Origin of the sequence: Clostridium sp. 1001271st1 H5 (genome assembly GCF_005845215.1) — a bacterium.
Taxonomy (GTDB): Bacteria; Bacillota; Clostridia; order Lachnospirales; family Lachnospiraceae; genus Enterocloster.
This window is the reverse complement of sequence record NZ_SPHO01000014.1, coordinates 23,837-47,063: the sequence shown is the minus strand read 5'-3', so window position 1 is coordinate 47,063 and position 23,227 is coordinate 23,837. Positions and strand designations below refer to the sequence as shown.

Sequence of the window (23,227 nt, the reverse complement as noted above, 5' to 3'; positions counted from 1 at the left end):
ACTGGAAAATGTGCTATACTAACGTATATAAACTCGCCAAGGAGGTACAGCTTATGAAATTAGTGTATGCAATTGTGAGAAATGATAATGAAGATGATGTTGTAAGCCAGCTGACCCAGCATCATTACAGTGTTACAAGACTCTCCACCACAGGAGGTTTCCTGAAAAAAGGGAATACAACATTGATGATTGGTGCAGAAGATGATAAGGTGCAGGAAGTGATTGATGTGATTAAGCAGGAATGCGGACAGCATCAGAAGCTGACAGTCAACATGCCGTATATATCAGGCACCACCATGGTCAATTATGCAACGATGCCGATGACGGTGGATGTGGGCGGCGCCACTATCTTCGTGATTAACGTGGACCGTTACGAGAAAATTTAATCATCCGGTATCTGAATCCGCGGGCAGGACACAGGGGCCCCGCGGATTTTTTGCGTTCCGGGACAGCAGAACGGCTGATTGTGTCATGGGAAATGGCACAGGCCCTGCTGCATACCGGCTGCCACTGCAGAAATGGTGGAAAATAAACACAAAATGTCCTCAGGTATACGAAAAAGTGCAATATTTGGATAAAATCGGCTTGTATCTCCAATTCTGTCAGTATATAATAAAGATGTATGCTTAAATACACCAAGGAAAGGGGTAAATTTATCATGGGATTTATCGATTTAGTTAAAGCTCGTGCCAGGGCTGACAAAAAGACCATAGTACTGCCAGAGTCTATGGACAGGAGAACCTGGGAGGCGGCCGAGACGATATTGAAAGAGGACATCGCCAATCTGATTATTATAGGAACACCGGAGGACATTGCCGACCACAGCAAGGGACTGGATGTATCAGGTGCAACAGTGATTAATCCTCAAACCTATGAGAAGACTCAGGAGTATATTGATTTATTTGTAGAGCTGAGGAAATCAAAGGGAATGACACCGGAAAAGGCTAGGGAAATCATTTTGTCCGATTATGCCTACTACGGCTGTCTTATGATTAAAAACGGAGATGCAGACGGATTAGTATCCGGCGCCTGCCACTCCACGGCCGATACATTAAGGCCATGCCTGCAGATTGTCAAGACAAAGCCAGGCACAAAGCTTGTATCTGCATTTTTCCTCATGGTAGTTCCGGACTGCGAATACGGAGCAGAAGGAACCTTTATTTTTGCCGATTCAGGACTGAACCAGAATCCCAATCCGGAGGAACTGGCAGCTATCGCCAAATCATCCGCTGATTCATTTGAACTGCTGGTACAGAAGGAGGCAAGGGTGGCCATGCTGTCCCATTCCACCAAGGGCTCAGCAAAGCATCCTGATGTGGACAAGGTAGTGGAGGCTACCAGGATTGCCAACGAGCTTTATCCTGAGCTTAAGCTGGACGGGGAACTCCAGCTGGATGCAGCCCTTGTACCGGAGGTTGCTTCCTCCAAGGCGCCGGGCAGTGAAGTGGCCGGCAAGGCAAACGTACTGATGTTCCCGGATTTGGATGCCGGCAATATCGGATACAAGCTGGTTCAGAGACTGGCAAAGGCAGAGGCTTACGGCCCTGTTACCCAGGGAATTGCAAAACCGGTTAACGATTTGTCCAGGGGTTGTTGTGCAGATGATATTGTGGGTGTAGTAGCAATTACGGCCGTTCAGGCACAGGCTGAATAGGCCGGAATATAGGAGGAGATATCAATGAATATATTAGTTATTAACTGTGGGAGCTCATCATTAAAATACCAGCTGATTGATTCCGCGTCAGAGGCCGTGCTTGCAAAGGGACTTTGCGAGAGAATCGGTATTGAGGGAAGCCAGATTACCTATCAGCCGGCAGGGGGAGAAAAGGAAGTAACCGTTTCACCTATGCCTACCCATACCCAGGCCATTCAGATGGTATTGGATGCCCTGACCAATGATAAGACAGGCGTAATTAAGAGCCTGGACGAAGTAGGGGCAGTGGGACACAGAATCGTACATGGAGGAGAAGCATTTACAGCATCTACCCTGATTACGGAAGAGGCAGTTAAGGCTATCGAAGAGTGCAGCGATTTGGCGCCTCTTCACAACCCGGCAAACCTGATTGGCATCCGTGCCTGCCAGGAACTGATGCCAAATACTCCAATGGCAGGTGTATTCGATACAGCCTTCCATCAGACCATGCCGGAGAAGGCATACCTGTATGGACTTCCATATGAGTATTATGAGAAATACAAGGTGAGAAGATACGGCTTCCACGGTACAAGCCACAGCTACGTGTCCAAGAGAACAGCCGAGGTTCTTGGCCGTTCCTATGATTCCCTTAAAACAGTTGTCTGCCACCTGGGCAACGGTTCCAGTATCTCAGCTGTCCTCAACGGAAAATCCGTGGATACCAGCATGGGACTTACTCCATTAGAGGGACTTGTTATGGGAACCAGAAGCGGCGATGTGGACCCGGGCGCCCTGCAGTTCATCATGCACAAAGAGAATCTGGACATTGACCAGATGCTGAACGTGCTGAACAAGAAGTCCGGCGTATACGGAATGTCCGGCGTTTCCAGTGATTTCCGCGATGTGGAGACCGCTGCAAAGGACGGCAATAAAAAGGCAGAGGTTGCTCTGGAATCATTTGCTTACAGGGTAGCTAAATACGTAGGCGCATATGCAGCTGCTATGAGCGGCGTGGATGCCATTGCATTCACAGCAGGCGTGGGCGAAAATGACAAGGAAACCAGGAAGAAAGTGTGCGAATATCTTGCATTCCTGGGAATTGAGATTGATGATGAGGCCAACTCAAAGAGAGGACAGGAAATCGTGATTTCGACCCCTGATTCCAAGGTAAGCGTTCTTGTTATTCCTACCAACGAGGAGCTGGCAATTGCAAGGGAAACACTTGCATTAGTGGAGCATTAAGGAAGAAATAATAAAAACAGTATGGTAAAACAGCAAAAGGCCGGTGTGCATGTAATTTCAAAACATGCGCACCGGTTTTTTTGCGGCGTATTTATGGGTTGATATGGAAGAAAATGTCTTGAAAGTACCTTTTTTTAGCATGAATAGGATAAGGGAAAACAGCACAGGGGATGTTAAAATCATAATAACAAAAAGGTAGGGAAAGGAGGGAAGGGTACATATAAGGGGACTGCCTTCAGGCAGATAAAAAAGAGAAGGGAGAATACAAACATATGAATTTGTTTGCATTAGTAGCATCATTTGGAGGAGGAATCATAGGCGCATACATGGGAGCACTGCCTGCATTTATACTGACCGGCGTGATTGCAATTGCAGGGTCGGTGGCCGCCATGGCAGGAGGAGCGGACACGACAGTGGGTTTCATTGCCTTTGGCTCCTACCTTGGTCCGCACATTGCCTTTGCCGGCGGTGTGGCTGCTTCCGCCTACGCAGGCAGGGCAAAGAAGCTGGGAAGCGGAACCGATATCCTGTCCTGTCTTAATGGACTGGCAGACCCGGCCACATTGCTGGTAGGCGGTGTGTTCGGCGTGATTGGTTTTCTCATTCATTATCTGATAGGGACGGTTCTTCATCTGAATACGGACCTTCCCGGATTTACCGTTATCCTGTCAGCCGTCATTGCGCGCCTGGTGTTCGGCACCAGCGGCCTTATCGGAAAGGCTGCGCCTGGTGAAACCAGGGAGTATTTTACCGGCGGAAAGGGAATGCTCTGTAATGTAATCCTTGGTCTTGGCCTGGGAACCACAACCGGTTTTGTGTATCAGGCCCTTCTAGACGGCGGGGCGTCAGCAGCTGCCATAGGCAGCTATCCCGTGCTCTGCTTCGGAATAGCAGCCGTTTCCCTGATTTTTGCCCAGACCGGCTTTGCCATGCCTGCAACCCATCACATTGCGCTGATTTCGGCTTTGGCAGCTGTTTCCTCCCAAAATCCCGTTATGGGTATTGTATTCGGAATACTGACCTCGCTGTTCGGTGACTTTGTGGGCAAGACATTCAACAGCTGCTGCGACACCCATATAGACCCTCCTGCATTCACCATCTTTCTCTTTACGTTCATTGTGAATATACTGTTTGGAAACGGATTCTTCAGCGTTTAAAGCAGCAAATCCCTGATTTTATCCAGGCGGAATCCGGAAATCTCATGGCTGCCAATGACGGTTACAGGAAGAGCGGTATAGCCCCTGCTGTCCATGAAAGCCTGGCCTTCGGCGTCGTTTTCCAGGTTGATTTCCTTGTAGGAAATGCCGTTGTCTGATAAGAATTCCTTGACCTGGCGGCAGTAGGAACAGCCCGGAAGGGTATATATCCGTACTGTTTTGTCAGAGGAAACCGTGTGAGGGAGCGAGGGCCTGTCTTCCTTCAGGGGCCGGCTTCCAATGGTCCAGTTGGCCCCGCAGAGGGAGCCTGTCTGCAGCGCCTTCAAGACACGCAGGACCTCCTGGGTATTTCTGCCGATGTTGTTGTCATGTATCACGCTGTAACGTATTATCCGGTCAGGGTCAATGATGAACAGACCCCGCAGGGCAACCCCCTGGTCTTCCAGGAGAACGCCGTAGTCAGCTGTCATGGACAGGGTCTTGTCGGCGCCCAGGGGATATCCGATAGGGCCCAGGCCGTTTCTAATCCATGCCTGATGGGTGTACTCGCTGTCCGTGCTGACGGCAAGCAGTCTGGCATCCGCCTCTTCAAACAGATGCAGGTCATTGCTGAATGAGGTAATTTCAGTTGGGCAGACAAATGTAAAATCCATGGGATAGAAGAACAGGACCAGCCAATGGCCTTTATAGGTGTCAAGGCTTACGTCAAAAAAATCTTCTCCATCTCCGGAGACAGCTTTTAAATGAAAATCAGGAGCTTTTTTTCCAATGATTCGGTTCAATCTTGATTCCTCCTTTATCTGAATGATGGTTTCTGTTATAATGATATCACAGAAAGAGGAGAAATACACCACGTTTTTAAGGAGGCAACAGCATGAGCGATAAAAAATATTCCGGCAACTTCTACAAGACGGACAAAGTAGAAGAAACCCCGGACGATTGTCCAAGCTGCATCTATCAGAATAAGAAGGCAGAAAAGGACCCGGATGAATGCCCGAACTGCTATTACATTCCCAACAAGGAAAAGAAGGAAGAACAGGAATAGCTGTATGCAGGGCCAAATGCCGCATGTAAGACAGGCAGCAGGGGCTGCGCGCAGTACCAGCGGCAAGAAAACCGCATATAAGACCCGGCATCAAGAAAGACAGGAAACACGGTATCAATTCCCGTGTATCCTGTCTTTTTTGCTGTTGTTTCTAAGAAAAAATCGGGTCAGTCCTGTGACAGTGCATATCTGGCCACAGCCACATCCTGTTCCACCGAGCCGCCGGATACACCCAGGCCGCCGATACAGCGTCCGTTCTTCATGATGGGGAGTCCTCCGCCAAAGATACAGAACCTGCCGGGGTGGGTCTGCTGAAGCCCGTACAGGGGCTGTCCCGGCAGGATGTCCCTGGCAGCGTTCTCCGTGGGCGCGCGGAGGGCGGCTGCCGTGTAGGCCTTTGAACAGGAGATGGAGATGCTGGCCAGAAGGGAATCATCCATCCGGTGCATGGCAACCATATTCCCTCCCTGGTCCACCACTGTGATGACCATGGGAACCCGGATGCGCTCCGCCATTTCCTCGCCCTTTTCAATCAGCCTCAGGGCTTCCTTCAGACATAATCCCTGATGCTTCAGGGCGTCCACCAGAGCGGCTGTTATTTCCTTTGCTGCATAAGTATCATTCATGGTGTTACCTCCTTATCAGAGCAGGCTGCGGTACAGTTCCCTGTCCGGATGCGCAATTACGACCTTTGCCACCAGGGCGCCGCTGTTCTCCGCTGTTTTCGCCCCTGCCTCCGCACTTTCCTCAACTGCGCCCACATCCCCTGTAAAGGTGACAAAGGATTTGCCTCCGATGCCCGTGCCCAGACGGATTTCAATCAGGGAAACATTGGCCGCCTTGGCTGCTGCGTCGGCTGCAATGACTGCACCGGTGACGGAGAAGAATTCCAGGATGCCCAGGGCCTTCAGGCTGGAAGGCATGGAGGACATGTTGATGGCCTCGATTACCTGGGGATGTACCCTTGGGATGAGAAGCCGGTCCACCACATTGATTTTCGCGCTTTCCTCTCCAGTCCTCAAAGCCGATTCCACGGCTGAAACCTCTCCGGTTATTAGTATCTGGTATTTGCCCGGACAGCTGGGTCTTGCAGAAACAAGCCTGATTTCCGCTGCCTTAAGCATCATGTCTGCTGCCAGGATACCTCTGGCAATGCTGTTTAACTCTAAAAAACCAATGGTAATCATAAGATTTTCCTCCTGACTACTGCCTGCCGGCAGAGATGACAATTTCTGTTTGGGTGACCCGGGTAACGGTTCCGGATATGCTTGCGTGGATATTGGCGCCCAGGGCCTGTTCCGGGATTGCTCCTATCAGCTGTCCGCGCTCAACCCTGCCGCCCGGCTGTACCATGGGTACGCTGGGCGCCCCAATGTGCTGCCTGAGGGAAATGCGCACAGTATCAGGCTCTGCGGTTACGCAGCGGTCAATGTGATAATCGTAGTACTGGTCAACGCCCAGACGGACCGCCATACGTTTGGAAGGCGCTTTCCGGAAGCTTCGCTCTTCCAGCTGTGTGAAGGTCCCGGAAGGCTTTTGGTAGCGGAACTGATTCTGCCGGAGCAGGTTTTTGATATGGATATTGACCTGGCGGGGCTGAAGGCCCATGGGGCAGGCATAGGTTTCACACAGCCCGCATTCACTGCATATCATGGTCTGTTTTACATGCTCATCCTCCAAGACATCCTGGGGAGACTGCGCATAGGCCAGCTTCCTCATAATCATATGGGGCTTCAGGGGATGGCCTGTAAGGTAGCGCGGACACATCTGGGTGCAGCAGGAACATTGGATACAGCACATTTTAGCCCGCTTCAGGGAAACAGACACAGGAATGTTATGTTTCTCCACAAGGGGCGTCTGGTCTGCCACAATGATATAACCGGAGGTGGTTTTTGTGACAGTGAGTGCAGCAGCCTCCTCCATATCATGGCATTTACCCATCATGGGTCCTCCCGCAATTACATGATAGGAGGTAAGCAGACTTCCTCCCGCCAGGGCAAGACATTCTGCAAAGGATGTCCCCAGGGGGGCGCGGACAATACAGGGGGAGGCGACGGCGCCTGTGACAGTCAGATATTTTTCCGTAAAGGGCTGTCCCTGGGCAGCGTTGAAAATGGTGTGGACCGTGGCCAGGTTGGAGACAACGGCTCCCACGTCAAGAGGAATTCCGGAAGGAGGAACCGTGCGGCCCGTGATGTCACAGACCATGACCTGTTCATCTCCGGCCGGATAGAAGTTTTTCATCCTGTACAGCCTGACAGGACTGCCCAGGTCCGCAATAGCGGCTTCCAGGGCAGCAATCTCCTCCGTGTATGTCTCTTTCAGTGCGATATAACGTTTGTCCGCCTGCACCATGTCGCCAATCATGCCGGCGGCAGCAGCAATCTCCTTTGCTTTGTGAATCATGAGCCAGCGGTCGGTCCGCAGAAGCGGCTCACACTCAGCGGCATTGATAATCAGATATTCCACGGTACAGTTCAGCTTGACATGAGCAGGGAAGCCGGCCCCGCCGCACCCGACGATTCCAGCTTCTTTTATTTGTTCCAGCAGTGTCATATATATCTCCCTTCATATACCATTAAGGTCCTTTTTTATTAATTATAAAGAAAAAAGACATCCTGTACAATGAATGGCCAGTCTAAAAAACGGTATTATCCAATACTGTCTGCTTCCCGGAGGATACGTCTGGATAATACAGTAAATCAGTTTGTCTATTACTAAGGGAAAGCCTTTGTGTAATGTTACAATATAAAAATAAAGTTGGAAAGGCGATGAAATGAATGGAAATAAAGGACTGGAAGGCCGGTCAGGAAGGCCTGATGCGGATTATACAGGAATCAGTGCCGGGCAAACAGATTACCATGGCTCATATAATAGCCAGCCCGGATGAGATTATTTACAGAAAATTGGGACTGGATCCAAAGGTTGATTATCACCGGTCGGCCATCGGAGTGCTGACACTTACACCAAGCGAGACAGCAATCATAACCGCGGACCTGGCCATTAAGGCTTCGGCCATACAGATTGGTTTCATTGACCGGTTCAGCGGCACGCTCATTATCACGGGAACCATTTCCGATGTCAATATTGCCTTTGAGCGTATTCTGGAGTATACGTCCTCGGAGCTGGGTTTTACCGTATGCAAAATAACAAAGGCCTGATTCCATACCAGAAGCAGGGAGGGGCAATGAAAAAAATTATGCTGGTGGGGCGCAGCGGCGCCGGCAAGACAACGCTGACGCAGGCCATGAAGGGCAGGAAGATAACATACCATAAGACCCAGTACATTAATAACTATGATGTGATTATTGATACGCCGGGGGAGTACGCGGAAAACAAAACCCTGGCAAGGGCGCTGATTCTGTACTCCTATGAGGCGGATATCGTGGGACTGCTGATGAGCGCCATTGAGGATTATTCATTATACAGCCCGAATATTGTGTCCATGGCAACCAGGGAGGTCATAGGAATCGTGACCCAGATAGACCAGCCCGATGCCAGGCCGGACCTGGCCGCCATGTGGCTGGAGCTTACGGGCTGCAAAAAGATATTTTATGTCAGCTCCGTGACCGGCGAAGGGGTGGGGGATATTCTGAATTACCTGAGGGAAGAGGGCGATGTGATGCCGTGGGAGAGAGAGGAGGAAACAGATGAAACGAGTGTTGATGCTGGCAGGTGACTACACGGAGGATTATGAGGTAATGGTCCCGTACCAGGCACTGCTGGTAACCGGGGTGGAGGTGGATGTGGTCTGCCCGGATAAGGCTGCGGGCGATACCATAAGGACAGCCATCCATGACTTTGAAGGTGACCAGACCTATTCTGAAAAGCCGGGACATAACTTTGTGCTCAATGCTTCTTTCCAGTACCTGAAGCTGGAGCAGTATGACGGATTGTTCCTCACAGGCGGAAGGGCGCCGGAGTATCTCCGGCTGAATCCAAGGGTTCTGGATATGGTGCATTATTTCATGGATTTGCAAAAACCGGTTGCAGCTATCTGCCATGGGGTGCAGATTCTGACTGCGGCAAGGGTGCTCAAAGGAAAGCAGGTTACGGCTTATCCGGCTGTGCGTCCCGAGGTGCTGGCAGCAGGAGGCATTTTCATGGAAAAGGAGCCGTACGAGGCGGTGGTTTGTGATAATCTGGTAACTTCCCCTGCCTGGCCGGGCAATGTGGAAATTCTGAAAGGGTTTCTGAAGCTGCTGGGCGTCACGGCACTGTAGTGAAAATGGCTGGTCTTTAATCATCAAAAGTCTGGATTTTACTTTTTTTACGTTTTAATAATATGTCCTGTTTTCCGGCTCCATAGGATATTATGGGGAGGAGGGACGCCCCGGGAAATGAGCCGGGACATTCTTGGAAACCGGAAACCATAAATCGAAAACAAAATAAAGGAGGATATTTGTATGATAGCAAAGGGGTTTACAGAACCAACCGAGAGAGTGAAACGTCTTAAGAGAGCCATTGTCGACGCAACTCCATACGTTGAGTCTGAGAGGGCGGTTCTCGTAACAGAGTCCTACAAAGAGACAGAGGGGCTGTCTCCTATTATGCGTCGTGCCAAGGCTGCTGAGAAGATTTTCAACAATCTTCCCATCACCATCCATGATGATGAGCTGGTGGTAGGCGCAATCACAAAGAATCTGCGTTCAACAGAGATTTGTCCTGAATTTTCTTATGACTGGGTTGAGAAGGAATTTGAGACAATGGGCACCAGAATGGCTGACCCCTTCCAGATACCAAAAGATACGGCGGCAGAGCTGCATGAGGCGTTTAAATACTGGGAAGGAAAGACCACCAGCGCCCTGGCTGACTCCTACATGTCCCAGGAGACAAAGGACTGTATTGCCAACGGCGTATTTACAGTGGGCAACTACTTCTACGGCGGCGTAGGTCATGTGTGCGTGGACTACGGCAAGGTTCTGGAAATCGGTTTTACAGGAATCATCAAACAGGTAATTGAGGCAATGGATAAGCTGGATACCAGCGACCCGGAATATATTAAGAAGAAAAACTTCTATGAGGCTCTGGTGATTACATATACAGCAGCAATCAATTTTGCCCACCGCTATGCTGCAAAGGCAAGGGAAATGGCGGCCGCCTGCCCGGAACCCGCAAGAAAGGCAGAGCTGCTTCAGATTGCAGCCAACTGCGACCGGGTGCCTGAAAGAGGAGCCACCAATTTCTACGAGGCATGCCAGGCATTCTGGTTTGTACAGATTCTTCTTCAGATTGAGGCCAACGGACATTCCATTTCACCAGGACGTTTTGACCAGTATATGTATCCCCATCTGGCGGCGGATAAGAACATTTCCAGGGAATTCGCGCAGGAACTGGTGGACTGTATCTGGGTTAAGTTAAATGATGTGAACAAGACGCGCGACGAGGTTTCCGCACAGGCCTTTGCAGGATACGCGGTATTCCAGAACCTGATTGTAGGCGGACAGACCGAGGACGGACTGGATGCAACCAACGACGTATCTTATATGTGTATGGAAGCAGTTGCCCATGTGGCGCTGCCGGCCCCGTCCTTCTCCATCCGTGTTCACCAGAATACACCGGATGAATTCCTTTACAGGGCCTGCGAAGTGACCCGCCTGGGTCTGGGCGTACCGGCCATGTATAACGACGAGGTTATCATTCCCGCGCTGTGCAACCGGGGCGTATCCCTGGCAGACGCCAGAAGCTACTGCATCATCGGCTGCGTGGAGCCGCAGTGCCCGCATAAGACAGAGGGATGGCATGATGCCGCATTCTTTAACATTGCCAAGGTTCTGGAAATCACCCTGAATAACGGCAAGGTGGGCGACAAGCAGTTAGGGCCGCAGACAGGCGACATCACTTCCTTTAGCAGCCTGGAAGACATATTTGCAGCTTACAAAAAACAGATGGAATACTTTGTGTATCATCTGGCTGAGGCTGACAACTGTGTTGACTTCGCCCATGCGGAGAGAGCACCCCTTCCATTCCTGTCAGCACTGGTTGACGACTGTATCGGAAGAGGAAAGAGCGTTCAGGAAGGCGGAGCAATCTATAACTTTACAGGGCCGCAGGCATTCGGCGTAGCTGATTCCGGCGATTCCCTGTGCGCTATCAAGAAGCATGTATTTGAGAGCAAGGAAGTGACCATGGCCCAGTTAAAGGAAGCCCTGGCCAATAACTTCGGCTATGCGTGCAATGCCTCCGCCCCGGCAGCAGCTGACCCGGGCACGGACGAGGCAAGGATTTATGAAGCAGTGAAGCGAATCCTGAGCAATAACGGCTCCATCAACCTGGCAGACCTTCAGGCACAGCTGTCCGCCCCGGCACAGGCATGCCGCTGGCCGTCAGCAGCAGAGCCTGCCAAGGCAGAAGCTGCCTGTGTAAATGCGGATTACGCCCACATTAAGAGACTGATGGAGAATACGCCATGGTTTGGCAACGATGACGACGAAGTGGATATGATTGCAAGGCGCTGCGGACAGATTTATTCCTACGAGGTAGAGAAATATAAGAATCCGCGCGGCGGACAGTTCCAGGCAGGATGCTATCCTGTATCTGCCAACGTATTATTCGGCAAGGACGTAGGCGCCCTTCCGGACGGCAGGCTTGCCAAGTCTCCTCTGGCTGACGGCGTATCCCCAAGACAGGGCAAGGATACCAACGGACCGACAGCAGCAGCCATGTCCGTGGCAAAACTGGACCATTCAAACTATTCCAACGGAACCTTGTACAACCAGAAGTTCCTTCCATCCGCACTTGCAGGAGACGAGGGCCTGAAGCGTTTCGCATCCATTGTGCGTTCCTACTTTGACCACAAAGGAATGCATGTGCAGTTTAACGTTATTGACAGAGCCACGCTGCTTGCAGCCCAGGAGCGTCCTGAGGATTACAAGGACCTGGTTGTCCGCGTCGCAGGATACAGCGCGCAGTTTACGGTTCTGGCAAAAGAAGTTCAGGATGATATCATCAGCCGTACAGAGCAGACCTTATAGTGAGGTTTCAGCATAAATACAGTGAAGGGAGTTCGGCATGGATTCAATCAATTATAATTTAACAGGAACCGTGTTCGACATACAAAGGTTTTCCCTGCATGACGGGCCGGGTATCCGGACAATCGTGTTTTTAAAGGGCTGTCCTCTCTCCTGCAAGTGGTGCAGTAATCCTGAATCCCAAAGTATCAAGCCAGTTATTATGTATAAAGCAGATGACTGCCTCCATTGCGGCCGTTGCATGACGGCCTGCAAGAGGGGGGCAATCAGCCCGGAACATAAAAATTGGGTCAGCAGGGAGCTGTGCAGCGGATGCGGCGAATGTGCCAATGCATGTCCGGCAGGCGCTCTGGTGCTCAAGGGAAAGACAATGTCAATCCAACAGGTAATCCGGGAACTGAAGAAGGATGCCACGACCTACAGGCGTTCCGGCGGAGGCATCACTTTATCCGGCGGGGAACCGCTGGTGCAGTATGAATTTGCTTCTGAACTTCTGCAGGCCTGTAAGGGGCAGGGATGGCATACTGCCATTGAGACCACGGGTGTGGGAAGCAGGGAAGCCATTGAAAAGGTGATTCCTTATGTGGACACGGTGCTTTTGGATATCAAGCACATGGACAGCGGGCAGCATAAAAAGTTTACAGGCGTTACCAATGAACGGGTCATTAAAAATGCCCCTGAAATCTGTAAGATAAGCAATACTGTCATCCGTGTTCCTGTGATTCCGGGATTTAATTATTCGGTGGAGGACATAAGGGCAATCTCAGAATTTGCAAGAAACCTGGTGGGCATACGGACCATACATCTGCTGCCGTATCATTCCTTTGGCGAGAATAAGTATGGATTGTTAGGCCAGGATTATGCGCTGAAGCAGGTTAAGCCGCTGACCCCGGAAGATTTGGAGGAATGCAGGGCAGTGGTGGAGAGTTATGGTTTTCAATGCATCATTGGCGGTTAGACACGATTTTAGAATGGAGGAAGAAGAATGGACCAACAGTTAATTGAGAAAGTAATGAAGCAGGTTTCCGACGAGCTTGGCATCAGGCAGGAGGAGTGTAAGGCAGAGGCGCCAAAGGAAGAATGCAGCACCAATATCGGATTGACCGAGTTCGTAGGAACCGCAATCGGAGATACAATCGGGCTGGTGATTGCCAGTGTGGACCCCATGCTGGTGGATGTGATGAAATTAGGCAAATACCGTTCCATCGGCATTGTAGGCGGCAGGGTTGGAGCCGGTCCTCAGATTTGGGCGGTTGACGAGGCTGTAAAGGCAACCAACACTGAGATTATTTCCGTGGAGCTTCCAAGGGATACAAAGGGCGGAGCCGGACACGGCAGCCTGATTTATATTGGTGCGGATGATGTATCAGATGCAAGAAGAGCAGTTGAGATTGCCCTTCAGGTTCTTCCCAAATATTTCGGCGACGTATATGGGAACGATGCAGGCCATCTGGAGTTCCAGTATACCGCAAGAGCCAGCTACTGTCTTGAGAAGGCGTTGGGCGCGCCGGTTGGAAGGGCATTCGGCATGACGTGCGCTGGGCCGGCTGCAATCGGTACGGTTCTGGCTGATATTGCGGTGAAGGCAGCCAATGTGGAGGTGGTAGGATACTGCTCACCCACCAGCGGCACCAGCTATTCCAACGAGGTTATCCTTACATTTACCGGTGATTCCGGAGCCGTACGCCAGGCAGTGAAAGCTTCCATCGAAGCAGGCAAGAAGATGCTGGGTGCATTGGGCGCTGAACCGAAGTCTACAACAACTCCATACATCTAGTAAGTCCGGTCTGGAGAATGTGAATCAATTAAGGAGGTTCTAATATGAATGCAGATGCATTAGGTATGGTCGAAACAAAAGGATTAGTGGGTGCAATTGAAGCAGCGGACGCAATGGTTAAGGCTGCCAATGTTTCCCTGGTAGGATATGAAAAAATCGGTTCCGGACTTGTTACCGTTATGGTAAGAGGTGATGTTGGTGCGGTTAAGGCAGCTACCGATGCCGGCGCAGCTTCTGCAGCAGCAGTTGGAGAGGTTGTATCCACCCACGTTATTCCTCGTCCTCATACAGATGTTGAAAAGATTCTTCCGCATCTTGAATAAAGGCAGCAGATAGAAGCAGTTATCTGTCAGCGGTTGCAGCGGGGAATGCCCCTATCCGTTGGATAGGGGCATTCCCTGAAACGAGGTGAAGGAATTGAATATCAGCGAGGAACAGTTGAAAGAACTGATGCTGCGTGTCTTAAGGGACCTGGAGGCGGAAAAAAGGGCGGAATGCACCAACCATCCCGGACAAAAACTGTATATGCTGTGCGTATCCCCGTGGAGCGAACAATATATGGACTTTTTGAAGGAAATGGAAGAATGCGGCGCCTATGATGTGGTGCCTGTCATTCCGTCTTCCTGGAAGGATATGGGATATGAGGCCAGACTCCGCCAGTCTTCTGTCTGCGGCAGTATCCGGTACCGTTCCGGTGAAAAGCCGGCTGATTTGGACCGGGCGGTGACTCTTCTGCCGGTGGTTCCCAGGGATGTTCTGGTGAAAACAGCATTGTGCATCAGCGATACATATGAGACATCATGGATAGCGGAATGCATGGAACAAGGCGGCCGGGTCGTATTGCTTCGTTCCGGCCTGGCAAGGTTTTCCGGAAAGGAAAAGCCAGCCTACCGGAACCGTATCATGGAGTATTGCAGGCAGACTCTGGAGTTTGGAATCGAAATCTGCAGCGCAGAGGAGTTTTCAGGCAGAGAGCCCGATGAAATTCCTCCTGGAGAACCGGACCGGACAGCAGCCGGCCAGGCAGCCGGCAGCCGGACAATACCCGGCCGGGCAGCAGGCCGGGTAACGGGCGGCGGGGCAGAAAAGAGCCTGAGGGAAGCCGGTACATGTATGGCAGAGCCGAAGAAAAAAAGAGTGATAGCATCGTCCAATGTGGAGCAGCTTGCGTCTGAGGGCGTCATATATCTTCAGCCCGGAGATATCGTCACAGACCTGGCAAAAGACAGGGCGAAATTTTTAAAGATAGTATTCAGATAAACAGGAGAGTGAGGTGACAGGATGAAACAGGCGTTGGGATTAGTTGAAATCAGCGGACTGTCCACAGCAGTGGTGGCAGCCGATACCATGGCCAAAGCAGCCAATATCCGCATTCTGGAGATTGAAAACACAAAAGGTCTTGGCTATATGACCATTAAGATTGCCGGGGACGTGGGAGCTGTCAATGCAGCCGTCAATGCAGGAAAGCAGATAGGAGCAGCTAACAATAAGCTGGTTTCATGGAAGGTCATTCCAAGGCCGTCTGATTATGTGGAGCATGCGTTCTGCTGCCCTGAGCCGCCAGTACCGCCTTCCCCTCCGAAGAAAGAAGCGCAGGAGGAGACGGAAAACGGGGCCGAAAGCGAGCCAGCGGCGGAAACAGAAAACGGAGCCAAAGCCAAGAAAGTGGCGGAACCGGAAACCGCGGCCGAGGCCGATCCAGTGGCGGAGCCGGAAGCAGGAACCGAAGCCATGCCAGTAACGGAAGCAGAAACCGGGGTTCAATCCGAAGCTGAGACAGCTGAAACTGAGCCGGCCGGGCCGGAACCGGCAGCACTTCCGGAAAAACCAAAGAAGGCTTCCAGGCGCGGTTCAGCGGCCAAGGGCACAGGCACTGAAAGGCAAAAAAAGAGTTAGTTGAAATCAGGAATACCGGTAATGGCAGGGGACAGCCGGATTCTCCGTGAAAGGAATGTGAATGACATGAGATTAGCTAAGATAATAGGAACAGTGGTGGCAACCAGAAAGGATAACTCCCTGGTGGGCTACAAACTGATGATTATCAGACGGATTGATGGACACGGTAATTTCATTGATTCAGAGGAAGTGGCTGTGGATTATGTGGGAGCCGGAATTGGTGAAACCGTCCTGATTGGTTCGGGCTCTTCTGTACGTGTGGACCAGTCCAAACGGGAGGCTGTCATTGATATGGCAATTATCGGAATTGTAGATACAATGGATATATAGTGTAATCATTTTAAAGGAAAGGAGGTAATGAATGACATGAAAAGCAGTATTTATTCCAGCGTGACCGATGCAGCTGCTGCTGCAAAGGGAGCCTATGGCAGATATACAAAGCTGACCCTGAATGAACGCCAGGAAATACTGGAAGGAGTGAAAAAAGCACTTCGTCCTATTGCAAATGAGCTTGCCGCCATGACAGTTGCGGAAACCGGCATGGGAATTGTCCTTGACAAGGCGCAGAAAATAAAGCTTGCCATTGAGAAAACGCCCGGCGTGGAGGACCTGATTACGGAAGTCAATACAGGTGACCATGGAATGACGCTCTATGAGCTGTCCTCGTTTGGTATTGTATGCGCGGTACAGCCATGCACCAATCCCTGTGCAACGCTTATCAGCAACACCATCGGTATGCTGGCTGCAGGGAATGCAATCATCCATTGCCCACATCCGAGAGCAGTTAAGGTTTCACAGTTCCTGACCACGATTATCAGCAATACTATCCGCGATATCAGCGGTATCGACAATCTGGTAGTCACCCTTCACGAAAGCCTTATGGGATTTACCACAGAGGTCATGAGCCATCCGGATGTTGACCTGGTTGTATGCACCGGGGGCAGCGGTTCCCTTCGCCAGGCCATGACGTCCGGCAAAAAGGTAATTGGGGCCGGTCCGGCCAATCCAGTGACAATTGTGGATGCAACGGCCAATCTGGAGAAGGCGGCAAGGGATATTGTGCGGGGAGCTGCGTTTGACAATAATCTGATGTGTACATCGGAAAAGTGTATGGTAGTGGAGGATAAGGTGTCGGACCGTTTTATATATGAGCTTCTGAAAAACGGTGTGTACTATGTCAGGAATGAGACGGAAATCCGGAAGCTTCTGGATGCTGCAGTCACCGGGGATTTTGTGATTAATAAGAAACTGGAAGGCCGGAGCGCCAATGAGATTCTTGAATATGCCGGTATTTCCTGCAGCGGGAACATAAAGCTGATTGTGGCAGAGACAGGGCGTATGCATCCCTTTGTCACCACAGAACTTATGATGCCTCTTGTGCCGTTGGTAAAGGCGGCTGATTTTGATGAGGCCCTGGAGATTGCTTTGGAAGTGGAGCAGGGATATAAACATACGGCAACCATTCATTCGGAGTCCATTGAGCACCTGAACCGGGCCGCCAAGGAATTGCAGACTTCCGTATTTGTTAAAAACGGTCCTTCCTTTATGGGAATCGGCTTTGATAAAGAAGGTCATACCAGCTTTACAATCGCAACCACCACAGGAGAGGGAACTACCACGGCAAGGCATTTTGCCCGCAGAAGAAGATGCACGTTGACAAGTGGATTTTCGATTCGCTGATTGTAATTAGGAAAGCAGGTTGATGAAATGATGGAAGGACGGGATGACAGATTTTATTATGTGACTTCGGAATCTGTAACCGAAGGCCATCCGGATAAGGTTTGTGACCAGATTGCAGACGGCATACTGGATGCATATCTGGAACAGGATTCCAAATCCAGGGTTGCAGTTGAGGCCATGGCATCTGCCAATACGCTGATGCTGGCAGGGGAAGTCACATCAAAGGGCCGTGTGGATGTGGCGGCAAAGGCCAGGGAGATTATCAGAAACATTGGCTACACGGAACATGGAAAAGGGTTTGACGCCGATACATGTATGATACTGACCAATATCCACAACCAGTCGCCGGATATTTCCATGGGAGTCACCAGAAGCAGCGAAACCGGGAAAGAGGTTCTGGGCGGAGGGGACCAGGGAATTATGTATGGCTATGCTGTCAATGAGACGGAAAGCCTGATGCCGCTGTCCTGCCACCTGGCTAACCGCCTGGCCCAACGTCTGGCCTATGTGAGGAAGGTGCTGAAAACGGATTTTCTATATCCTGACGGCAAAACCCAGATTACCATGAAGTACGACGAGGCGGGGAAACCGGTGTGCATTCACAGCATTGTTGTATCCACGCAGCACAGCGAAGCGGTATCCCGTGAGCTGCTGGAGGCATTCATACGCTGCACCGTCATTGAGCCGGTCATTGATTCCCGGTGGATTAGGCCGGAGACAAGAATACATGTGAATCCCACAGGCCGTTTTGTCATCGGAGGACCTGCCGGGGATACGGGCGTCACGGGAAGAAAAATCATGGTTGACACCTACGGCACCATTGGCAAACACGGGGGCGGCGCTTTCTCAGGAAAGGACCCCACAAAAGTAGACCGTTCTGCTGCTTACATGGCCCGCTATGTGGCTAAGAATATTGTGGCAGCGGAGCTGGCGGACCGGTGCGAGGTTGCGCTGGCCTATGTAATCGGAGGCATTGAACCGGAGGCCATTACCATCAATACCTTTGGAACCGGCCTGATTCCGGACAGCCACATTGAGGAGCTGGTCAAATCCGTATTTTCATTTGGGGTGGCTGACTACATAGAGGAGCTGAATCTTCGGACACCCCAGTTTTTAAAGACAGCAGCATACGGGCATTTCGGCAGGGATGACCAGGGTTTCAGATGGGAAGAAACCGACAAGGCCTGGCTGCTGAAACAGTTGGCTTTTTAGCATTTCATATTTTAAATAAAATATAACATTCAGGAGGAAAATAATATGTCGAATGAAGCATTGGGAATGGTTGAGACAAAGGGTCTGGTAGGGGCAATTGAGGCGGCAGACGCAATGACAAAGGCAGCAAATGTGGCTCTCATTGGTTATGAGAAGATTGGTTCCGGACTGGTAACTGTCATGGTCCGCGGGGATGTGGGCGCAGTAAAGGCTTCTGTTGACGCAGGAGCGGCAGCGGCAGCAAACGTAGGCCAGGTTGTATCCCAGCATGTAATCCCAAGACCACACACGGATGTAGAGAAAATCTTACCGAAATCATTATAATATGCCAGTAAGTGTATACCGGCTCCGGGAGCCGGTATACAAACTTCCGGAAGGGGTTGAACATGATGGTAAACGAAGAACTGCTGAAACTGATTACTGAACGGGTAATGGAAAAAGTAAAAAAATATGATGCATTTAAAATCCCTGTGGGAGTTTCCAACCGGCACGTTCATGTGACCTCGGAAGACTTGGAAACCTTGTTTGGAAAAGGATATCAGCTCACCAAAAAAAGCGATTTAAAGCAGCCCGGGCAATATGCCTGCAATGAGACTGTGACCATCCGCGGACCAAAGGGTGAGTTTGAACGGGTGCGCATACTGGGGCCGGTCAGGAAGCAGAGCCAGATAGAGATATCCAAAACAGACAGCTTCCGTCTGGGCATCAAAGCCCCCATCAGGGAATCAGGGGATTTGACAGGAACGCCCGGACTGGAAATGGCAGGTCCAAAGGGAACGGTCAAACTGCCCCAGGGAGCCATTATAGCGCTCCGCCATATCCATATGACTCCGCAGCAGGCAGAAGCCATGGGAGTATGGGATAAGGATATCGTAGAGGTGGAAACATTTGGTGAAAGGCACGGAGTGTTTGGAGATGTATTAATCCGGGTGTCGGAACAGTTTGAACTGGAGATGCATGTGGATGTGGATGAAGCCAATGCATGTGCGCTTAAGAACAATGATTATGTAATTATCCGGCGATGAATAAAATTTAGAAAAGAGGGGTTATATGCTCATGACCAAAGAAGTGCTGTCTGAATTTGCGGAGCTGATAAGGGAGAACAAATGCAATCCCTTTTCAGGGCCCCTGAAGACAGGTGTGGATTTGGGAACCGCCAACATAGTAATCGCTGTTACGGATGAGAATAATCATCCCGTTGCAGGCGCCACTGCTGTCTCCAAAGTAGTAAAAGACGGCATAGTAGTGGACTTTGTGGGCGCAATGCAGACCGTGCGCCGCCTGAAGGCACAGCTGGAGGAATTGCTTGGAGTGCCTCTGGAAACAGCGGCCGCAGCAATCCCCCCCGGAATCATAGAGGGAAACGTACGGTGCATTTCCAATGTGGTGGAAGGCGCCGGATTCGAAGTGATTCATGTGATAGATGAACCCACAGCAGCTGCCTCGGTTCTGGGAATCAGGGACGGGGCCGTGGTGGATGTGGGAGGAGGAACCACCGGAATCAGCATACTGAAAGACGGAAAGGTAATCTTTACAGCGGATGAGCCGACCGGCGGAACCCATATGACCCTGGTTCTTGCAGGCTATTACGGTATCTCAATTGAGGAAGCTGAAAAGCTGAAAACAGATAAGGACAGGGAACGGGATGTCTTTCCGATTATAAAGCCGGTGGTTGAAAAAATGGCCTCAATCGTCAAAGGATTCCTTTCCGGGTATGAGGTGGACTGTGTCTATGTGGTAGGCGGAGCCAGTTGTTTTGACGAGTTTGAGAAGGCATTTGAGAAGGCATTGGGTATAACAACGGTCAAGACCAACGATGCGCTCCTTGTTACCCCTCTGGGGATTGCATGGAATGCCTCTGCTGACCCCGCATAAATGAAAGAAGGTGTGATACGCTTGGATATGGATATAAAAGTAATTGAACAGCTGGTTGAGCAGGCTCTAAAAGAGATAAAGGCAGAACAGCCCCGGAAATTTGAAGGGCCCAGGGTGGAGCCTTACGGCGTGTTCCGGACAATGGACGAGGCGATTGCAGCATCAGAAGAAGCCCAGAAAAAGCTGTTATTCTCTAACATTTCAGACAGGCAGAAATATGTGGATGTGATTCGCCAGACCATTCTTAAGAGGGAGAATCTGGAGATGATATCCAGGCTGTCGGTGGAAGAGACAGAGATAGGAGACTATGAACATAAACTGATTAAAAACCGTCTGGCGGCTGAGAAGACTCCGGGTACGGAGGATTTGCTGACAGAGGCCATGACCGGTGATAACGGACTGACCTTAGTGGAATATTGTCCCTTTGGCGTTATAGGCGCCATTACCCCGACCACCAATCCCACCGAGACAATCATCAACAATTCCATTTCCATGATTGCCGGAGGGAATACCGTTGTATTCAGCCCTCATCCCAGGGCAAAAAAGGTTTCACAGATGACAGTGAAGCTGCTGAACAAGGCATTGACAGAGTGCGGCGCCCCGGCCAACCTGATTACCATGGTAGAGGAGCCGTCCATAGAAAATACCAATAAGATGATTGAGAACCCAAGTGTCCGCCTGCTGGTGGCCACAGGAGGTCCCTCTATTGTCAGGAAGGTACTGTCCTCCGGCAAAAAGGCCATTGGCGCGGGAGCCGGCAATCCTCCGGTTGTGGTTGATGAGACCGCTGATATTGCAAAGGCTGCCAGGGATATTGTGGATGGATGCAGTTTTGACAATAATGTTCCGTGTATTGCGGAAAAAGAAGTGTTTGCCGTGGATTCCATCTGCGACTACCTGATTCACCACATGAAGGAAAACGGCGCGTATCAAATCACGGACCCGGCCCTGCTGGAACAGCTGGTAACCCTGGTAACCACGGAAAAGGGCGGTCCCAAGACATCCTTTGTGGGAAAGAGCGCCCGCTATATCCTGGATAAGCTGGGAATTACGGCGGATGCCGGTGTCAGAGTCATTATCATGGAAGTTTCCAGGGAGCATCTGCTGGTCCAGGAGGAAATGATGATGCCCATTCTTCCGGTGGTGCGGGTTTCCGATGTGGATACGGCCATTGAGTACGCCCATCAGGCAGAGCACGGCAACCGCCACACCGCCATGATGCACTCCAGGAATGTGGAAAAGCTCAGCAAGATGGCCAAAATCATGGAAACCACTATTTTTGTAAAAAATGCCCCTTCCTATGCCGGTATCGGTGTGGGCGGCGAGGGGTATACCACGTTCACCATTGCCGGACCTACCGGAGAGGGACTTACCTCCCCCAGGTCCTTCTGCAGGAAGCGCAAATGTGTCATGGCCGATGCCTTTAGTATCCGTTAAATCCTAAGCGGGGCAGTAAATGGACTGAATGTGAAGGAGAAGCGCAAATGTCAAATGTATATATAAAAACAAAGATACGCAGCGGAAGCTATGCAATGGAGTATCTGCGGAAAATACGAAAAAAAAGAATCCTGGTGGTATGTGATAAGTTCCTTGCAGAGAGCGGGGCAATCAGCTACATAACGGATGCTCTGGATTCCAGCAATACCGTGGATATATTTGACCAGGCCATACCGGACCCCACCATCGAGGTGGTGGGAAAGGGGCTCAGCGTAATCTGTAAGGTACGCCCTGAAATTGTCATTGGTTTTGGCGGCGGTTCCGCCATTGACACGGCCAAGGGAATGATTTATTTTGCCGGAGTGAGGAACCTGGTTCCCAAGCCGAAATTCATCACCATTCCCACCACCAGCGGAACCGGCTCAGAGGTTACCTCGGCCGCTGTCATAACAGATTCAGAGAGCAAAAGCAAGCATCTGATATCATCGGATGATATCCTGGCAGACGTGGCAATCCTGGACCCAAGGCTGACACTGTCCGTACCGCCTTCCATTACGGCAAACACCGGAATGGATGTTCTGACCCATGCCCTGGAAGCCTATGTTGCAAACGGAAGCAATGTGTTCTCTGACGCATTGTCGGAAAAAGCGGTTGAACTGCTGATTAAGGCCCTGCTGCAATGCTACCGGGACGGGAAGAACCTGGAGGCCAGAACCCTTATGCATGAGGCGTCCACATTGGCGGGGATGGCCTTTAACACAGCTGGTCTGGGTCTGAACCACAGCATTGCCCACCAGCTTGGGGGCACCTTCCATATTCCCCACGGACTGGCCAATGCCATGCTGCTGGATAAGGTCATTGATTACAACAGTGTGAACCATGATATCATGAACAAATATGCAGGCCTTGCATATAAGGTCCGGCTGGTTGACATGAATGAGCCGCCGGCAATGGCTGTCAGTGCCTTCAAGGAGCTGATTCGCGCCCTGATGCGGTGCATGGAGATGCCGTCCTCAATCAGGGAGCTGGGAATCAGCAGGGAGGCATACGAAGAACAGCTGCAGAACATGACGGACAATGCCCTGATGGACAACTGCCTTGCAGGAAATCCGAGGGAAGCCGGAACAGAGGCCATTAAGAAAATCTTACTAAGTATCTATTGATTGACAGAAAAGATGCCTTATGACGAGCTGGACATAAGACCGTGCTGCCCAAAAGGAGCTGGCACGGCCTTTTTCCATACGCCGCTACACCACTTTGCCCCTGGTCGGATTATGATTGTTTAAATGGTAAAAAGATGCT

The 23,227-nt window shown here is 50.9% G+C and carries 26 protein-coding genes and 1 pseudogene; 22 read left to right on the top strand and 5 right to left on the bottom strand.

The features are described from left to right. The first annotated feature begins 53 nt into the window (after positions 1 to 53). The 4 genes from FGS84_RS20005 to FGS84_RS19990 all read left to right on the top strand — a co-directional run bounded on the left by FGS84_RS20005 (position 54) and on the right by FGS84_RS19990 (position 4,032). On the top strand, positions 54 to 386 hold the full coding sequence (locus FGS84_RS20005; protein WP_002564328.1) for a cyclic-di-AMP receptor: 333 nt from the start codon (positions 54 to 56) through the stop codon (positions 384 to 386). Between the two features lie 272 nt (positions 387 to 658). Next, the gene (pta, locus tag FGS84_RS20000; RefSeq protein WP_138310160.1) at positions 659 to 1,654 is read left to right on the top strand and encodes a phosphate acetyltransferase; all 996 of its coding nucleotides are present in this window, start codon (positions 659 to 661) and stop codon (positions 1,652 to 1,654) included. 24 nt (positions 1,655 to 1,678) lie between these two features. Further along, entirely contained in the window at positions 1,679 to 2,875 is a 1,197-nt protein-coding gene (locus tag FGS84_RS19995) for an acetate kinase (RefSeq protein WP_138310159.1), read from the top strand. Between the two features lie 272 nt (positions 2,876 to 3,147). Beyond that, complete coding sequence (locus FGS84_RS19990) at positions 3,148 to 4,032, top strand: hypothetical protein (protein WP_330640942.1); 885 nt, start codon at positions 3,148 to 3,150, stop codon at positions 4,030 to 4,032. Here FGS84_RS19990 and FGS84_RS31995 read toward each other — a convergent pair. Next, the gene (locus FGS84_RS31995) at positions 4,029 to 4,241 is read right to left on the bottom strand and encodes a glutaredoxin family protein (RefSeq protein ID WP_319638382.1); all 213 of its coding nucleotides are present in this window, start codon (positions 4,239 to 4,241) and stop codon (positions 4,029 to 4,031) included. The two genes, FGS84_RS19990 and FGS84_RS31995, sit on opposite strands and share 4 nt — an antisense overlap. A gap of 54 nt (positions 4,242 to 4,295) precedes the next feature. Next, positions 4,296 to 4,814, bottom strand: a pseudogene (locus tag FGS84_RS19985) (peroxiredoxin); the annotation flags it as partial. Positions 4,815 to 4,906: 92 nt separating this feature from the next. Between FGS84_RS19985 and FGS84_RS30975 the strand changes: the two are divergent. Then, positions 4,907 to 5,077 carry a hypothetical protein gene (locus FGS84_RS30975; RefSeq protein WP_171042682.1) on the top strand — a complete coding sequence of 57 codons (171 nt, stop codon included), beginning with the start codon at positions 4,907 to 4,909 and terminating at the stop codon, positions 5,075 to 5,077. A gap of 167 nt (positions 5,078 to 5,244) precedes the next feature. On the opposite strand, the gene FGS84_RS19980 is transcribed toward FGS84_RS30975, so the two are convergent. Genes FGS84_RS19980 through FGS84_RS19970 form a run of 3 tightly spaced genes read right to left on the bottom strand, consistent with a single transcriptional unit; the run spans position 5,245 to position 7,633 of the window. Continuing rightward, complete coding sequence (locus tag FGS84_RS19980; protein ID WP_138310157.1) at positions 5,245 to 5,703, bottom strand: heme-binding protein; 459 nt, start codon at positions 5,701 to 5,703, stop codon at positions 5,245 to 5,247. 15 nt (positions 5,704 to 5,718) lie between these two features. Continuing rightward, positions 5,719 to 6,264, bottom strand: a complete 546-nt coding sequence (locus FGS84_RS19975) for a BMC domain-containing protein (protein ID WP_138310156.1) — start codon at positions 6,262 to 6,264, stop codon at positions 5,719 to 5,721. Positions 6,265 to 6,280: 16 nt separating this feature from the next. Continuing rightward, the gene (locus tag FGS84_RS19970) at positions 6,281 to 7,633 is read right to left on the bottom strand and encodes a 4Fe-4S dicluster domain-containing protein (protein ID WP_138310155.1); all 1,353 of its coding nucleotides are present in this window, start codon (positions 7,631 to 7,633) and stop codon (positions 6,281 to 6,283) included. Positions 7,634 to 7,857: 224 nt separating this feature from the next. On the opposite strand from FGS84_RS19970, the gene FGS84_RS19965 reads away from it, so the two are divergent. From FGS84_RS19965 to FGS84_RS19885, 17 genes are all read left to right on the top strand, one after another. After that, entirely contained in the window at positions 7,858 to 8,238 is a 381-nt protein-coding gene (locus FGS84_RS19965) for a BMC domain-containing protein (protein WP_138310154.1), read from the top strand. Between the two features lie 26 nt (positions 8,239 to 8,264). Then, on the top strand, positions 8,265 to 8,756 hold the full coding sequence (eutP, locus tag FGS84_RS19960; protein ID WP_138310153.1) for a EutP/PduV family microcompartment system protein: 492 nt from the start codon (positions 8,265 to 8,267) through the stop codon (positions 8,754 to 8,756). After that, complete coding sequence (locus tag FGS84_RS19955) at positions 8,728 to 9,300, top strand: DJ-1/PfpI family protein (RefSeq protein WP_138310152.1); 573 nt, start codon at positions 8,728 to 8,730, stop codon at positions 9,298 to 9,300. Before eutP ends, FGS84_RS19955 begins: the two co-directional genes overlap by 29 nt. A gap of 183 nt (positions 9,301 to 9,483) precedes the next feature. Next, entirely contained in the window at positions 9,484 to 12,051 is a 2,568-nt protein-coding gene (locus FGS84_RS19950) for a glycyl radical protein (protein WP_138310151.1), read from the top strand. A 37-nt stretch (positions 12,052 to 12,088) separates the two neighbouring features. After that, on the top strand, positions 12,089 to 13,006 hold the full coding sequence (locus FGS84_RS19945; RefSeq protein WP_138310150.1) for a glycyl-radical enzyme activating protein: 918 nt from the start codon (positions 12,089 to 12,091) through the stop codon (positions 13,004 to 13,006). 27 nt (positions 13,007 to 13,033) lie between these two features. Beyond that, positions 13,034 to 13,825: a propanediol utilization microcompartment protein PduB gene (pduB, locus tag FGS84_RS19940; protein ID WP_138310149.1), complete on the top strand. Its 792-nt coding sequence runs from the start codon at positions 13,034 to 13,036 to the stop codon at positions 13,823 to 13,825. A gap of 44 nt (positions 13,826 to 13,869) precedes the next feature. Next, complete coding sequence (gene pduA / locus FGS84_RS19935) at positions 13,870 to 14,148, top strand: propanediol utilization microcompartment protein PduA (protein WP_002583259.1); 279 nt, start codon at positions 13,870 to 13,872, stop codon at positions 14,146 to 14,148. A gap of 115 nt (positions 14,149 to 14,263) precedes the next feature. Next, positions 14,264 to 15,085, top strand: a complete 822-nt coding sequence (locus tag FGS84_RS19930) for a hypothetical protein (protein ID WP_243130026.1) — start codon at positions 14,264 to 14,266, stop codon at positions 15,083 to 15,085. A gap of 21 nt (positions 15,086 to 15,106) precedes the next feature. Next, a complete protein-coding gene (locus FGS84_RS19925; RefSeq protein WP_138310147.1) occupies positions 15,107 to 15,721 on the top strand; it encodes a BMC domain-containing protein in 615 nt (204 codons plus the stop codon). Beyond that, on the top strand, positions 15,722 to 16,051 hold the full coding sequence (locus tag FGS84_RS19920; protein WP_347563858.1) for a EutN/CcmL family microcompartment protein: 330 nt from the start codon (positions 15,722 to 15,724) through the stop codon (positions 16,049 to 16,051). A 27-nt stretch (positions 16,052 to 16,078) separates the two neighbouring features. After that, positions 16,079 to 17,401, top strand: coding sequence for an aldehyde dehydrogenase (locus FGS84_RS19915; RefSeq protein WP_279232824.1), 1,323 nt, complete (start codon positions 16,079 to 16,081; stop codon positions 17,399 to 17,401). A gap of 27 nt (positions 17,402 to 17,428) precedes the next feature. Then, entirely contained in the window at positions 17,429 to 18,613 is a 1,185-nt protein-coding gene (gene metK, locus FGS84_RS19910; RefSeq protein WP_138310144.1) for a methionine adenosyltransferase, read from the top strand. A gap of 45 nt (positions 18,614 to 18,658) precedes the next feature. After that, the gene (gene pduA / locus FGS84_RS19905) at positions 18,659 to 18,937 is read left to right on the top strand and encodes a propanediol utilization microcompartment protein PduA (protein WP_002568818.1); all 279 of its coding nucleotides are present in this window, start codon (positions 18,659 to 18,661) and stop codon (positions 18,935 to 18,937) included. A 65-nt stretch (positions 18,938 to 19,002) separates the two neighbouring features. Continuing rightward, positions 19,003 to 19,638 (top strand): phosphate propanoyltransferase, encoded by a 636-nt coding sequence (locus tag FGS84_RS19900; RefSeq protein WP_347563859.1) that lies wholly within the window; start codon positions 19,003 to 19,005, stop codon positions 19,636 to 19,638. A 25-nt stretch (positions 19,639 to 19,663) separates the two neighbouring features. Continuing rightward, positions 19,664 to 20,488, top strand: coding sequence for an ethanolamine utilization protein EutJ (eutJ, locus tag FGS84_RS19895; protein WP_138310142.1), 825 nt, complete (start codon positions 19,664 to 19,666; stop codon positions 20,486 to 20,488). A 21-nt stretch (positions 20,489 to 20,509) separates the two neighbouring features. Further along, positions 20,510 to 21,925: an aldehyde dehydrogenase family protein gene (locus FGS84_RS19890; protein WP_138310141.1), complete on the top strand. Its 1,416-nt coding sequence runs from the start codon at positions 20,510 to 20,512 to the stop codon at positions 21,923 to 21,925. Between the two features lie 47 nt (positions 21,926 to 21,972). Next, complete coding sequence (locus tag FGS84_RS19885) at positions 21,973 to 23,088, top strand: 1-propanol dehydrogenase PduQ (protein WP_138310140.1); 1,116 nt, start codon at positions 21,973 to 21,975, stop codon at positions 23,086 to 23,088. Positions 23,089 to 23,227: the final 139 nt, after the last annotated feature.